3 protein-coding genes are annotated in these 2,468 nt (G+C 66.5%); all 3 read left to right on the top strand.

The window, feature by feature from the left end:
* The coding region (gene sufB / locus ELR45_RS40285) for a Fe-S cluster assembly protein SufB (protein WP_240759077.1) at window positions 1-831 on the top strand (831 nt) is incomplete at its 5' end.
* A gap of 83 nt (window positions 832-914) precedes the next feature.
* A complete protein-coding gene (gene sufD, locus ELR45_RS02145) occupies window positions 915-2,132 on the top strand; it encodes a Fe-S cluster assembly protein SufD (RefSeq protein ID WP_129663033.1) in 1,218 nt (405 codons plus the stop codon).
* A gap of 49 nt (window positions 2,133-2,181) precedes the next feature.
* Window positions 2,182-2,468 (top strand): ATP-binding cassette domain-containing protein (locus ELR45_RS40280; protein ID WP_240759076.1); only part of this gene is annotated, 287 nt, incomplete at its 3' end.

The raw sequence follows: 2,468 nt of genomic DNA, 5'->3' as shown, positions 1-2,468 counted from the left end.
AAGGGCGTGCACGTCGATATCCCGCTGCAGGCCTACTTCCGGATCAACACCGAGAACATGGGCCAGTTCGAGCGGACCCTGATCATCGTCGACGAGGACGCCTACGTCCACTACGTCGAGGGCTGTACGGCGCCGATCTACTCGTCCGACTCGCTGCACAGCGCCGTCGTCGAGATCGTCGTCAAGAAGGGTGGCCGTGCCCGCTACACGACTATCCAGAACTGGTCGAACAACGTCTACAACCTGGTGACCAAGCGGGCCACCGCCGCCGAGGGCGCCACCATGGAGTGGGTCGACGGCAACATCGGCTCCAAGGTCACCATGAAGTACCCGGCCATCTGGCTGCTGGGTGAGCACGCCAAGGGCGAGACGCTGTCCCTGGCCTTCGCCGGCGAGGACCAGCACCAGGACTCGGGCGCGAAGATGGTCCACATGGCGCCGCACACGTCCAGCTCGATCGTCTCCAAGTCGGTCGCCCGTGGCGGTGGGCGCACGTCGTACCGCGGCCTGGTCCAGGTCATGCCGCGTGCCACCTCGAGTGCCAGCAACGTCCTGTGTGACGCGCTGCTGGTCGACACGGTGTCGCGGTCGGACACCTACCCGTACGTGGACATCCGCAACGACGACGTCGCGATGGGTCACGAGGCCACCGTCTCCAAGGTCAGCGAGGAGCAGCTGTTCTACCTGACCAGCCGCGGCATCCCTGAGGACGAGGCGATGGCGATGATCGTGCGTGGCTTCATCGAGCCGATCGCCCGCGAGCTGCCGATGGAGTATGCGCTGGAGCTCAACCGGCTGATCGAGCTGCAGATGGAAGGCGCGGTCGGCTGACCAGCCGGTCGACGACGAGACGTGACTAGCGCCTGCCGATCAGCTGACCGCAGGCCCCAGAGATGACACAGGATCAGGAGCAGATGAGCACCGCCACCGAGACGCCGGCCCAGCACGGCCTGGCCGCCCACTCACACGGCGCCGGCACCAAGAGTGTCAAGGGCGCGCTTGATCGGTTCGCGTCGTTCGACGTGGCCGAGCATCCCGTTCCGCGTGGCCGCGAGGAGGTATGGCGGTTCGTTCCGATGAACCGCCTGCGCGGTCTGCATGAGGACGCCGCGCTCGACGGCGGCGACTACACCGTGTCCGTCGACGCCGACCCACGGGTCACCGCGGCGAGCGTCGGTGCCGAAGACTCCCGCAAAGGGACGTCCACCTACGTCCCCGTGGACCGGCCGAGCGCACGGGCCTGGGAAGCGGTCGAGAAGATCTTCGCCGTGGACATCCCGCGTGACACCGTGGTCGACCAGCCCACGCTGATCAGGCTGACCGGCTCCTCCGCTGAGCGGGGCGCTGCCGGGCATCTGGTGGTCACCGCCGGCCGGCACAGCAAGTCGGTCGTGGTCATCGAGTACGGCGGTTCGGCGTCGTTCGTGGAGAACGTCGAGGTCATAGCCGAGGACGGCGCGGATCTGACGGTCGTCGCCGTCCAGGACTGGGCCGACGACGCGGTTCACCTCGCGCATCACCATGTCCACGTGGGCCGGGACGCGACCGTGAAGCACGCCGTCATCACCTTCGGCGGTGACCTGGTCCGCAACGGCACCACGCTGGACTACGCCGGGCCCGGCGGCGACGCGACGTTGCTCGGCCTCTACTACGTCGACTCCGGCCAGTTCTTCGAGAACCGGCTCGTCGTCGACCACAACACGCCGAACGCGACCAGCGACGTCGAGTACAAGGGCGCGCTGCAGGGCAAGAAGGCCCACTCCGTCTGGGTCGGCGACGTGCTGATCCGCAAGGAAGCGACCGGCATCAAGACATATGAGCACAACCGTAACCTGGTGCTCACTGACGGTGCGCGGGCCGACTCGGTGCCGAACCTGGAGATCGAGACCGGTGAGATCGAAGGCGCCGGGCACGCCAGCGCGACTGGCCGGTTCGACGACGAGCAGCTGTTCTACCTGCAGTCCCGCGGCATCCCGCCGGAGCTGGCGCGCAAGCTCGTCGTCCGCGGGTTCTTCGCCTCGTTGCTCAACCGCATTGGGGTGCCGGAGATCAAGGAACGGCTGATGACCACGGTCGAGCGCGAGTTGGCCGTCGTCGAGGCGATGACGGCCGATACCGCCGGCGACGCGTGACGATTCACCTGAGAAGACGACTTAAGAAGAAACGAGGCATAGACGACCGATGAGCACTCTCGAGATCCGCGACCTGCACGTCTCCGTCGAGACGGAGGACGGTCCGGTGGAGATCCTGCATGGTGTGAACCTGACCGTGAAGAGCGGCGAGACTCACGCCTTCATGGGGCCGAACGGCTCCGGCAAGTCCACCTTGGCCTATGCGCTGGCGGGACACCCCAAGTACACCGTGACATCCGGGTCGATCACGCTCGACGGCGAAGAACTGCTCGAGATGAAACCCGACGAGCGTGCCCGGGCCGGAATGTTCCTCGCCATGCAGTACCCGGTGGAGGT

This window comes from Phytoactinopolyspora endophytica, assembly GCF_004138495.1.
In the GTDB taxonomy this organism is placed as follows: domain Bacteria; phylum Actinomycetota; class Actinomycetes; order Jiangellales; family Jiangellaceae; genus Phytoactinopolyspora; species Phytoactinopolyspora endophytica.
The sequence above is the reverse complement of the archived record's forward strand: the minus strand, read 5'-3'. Positions and strand labels throughout refer to the sequence as shown.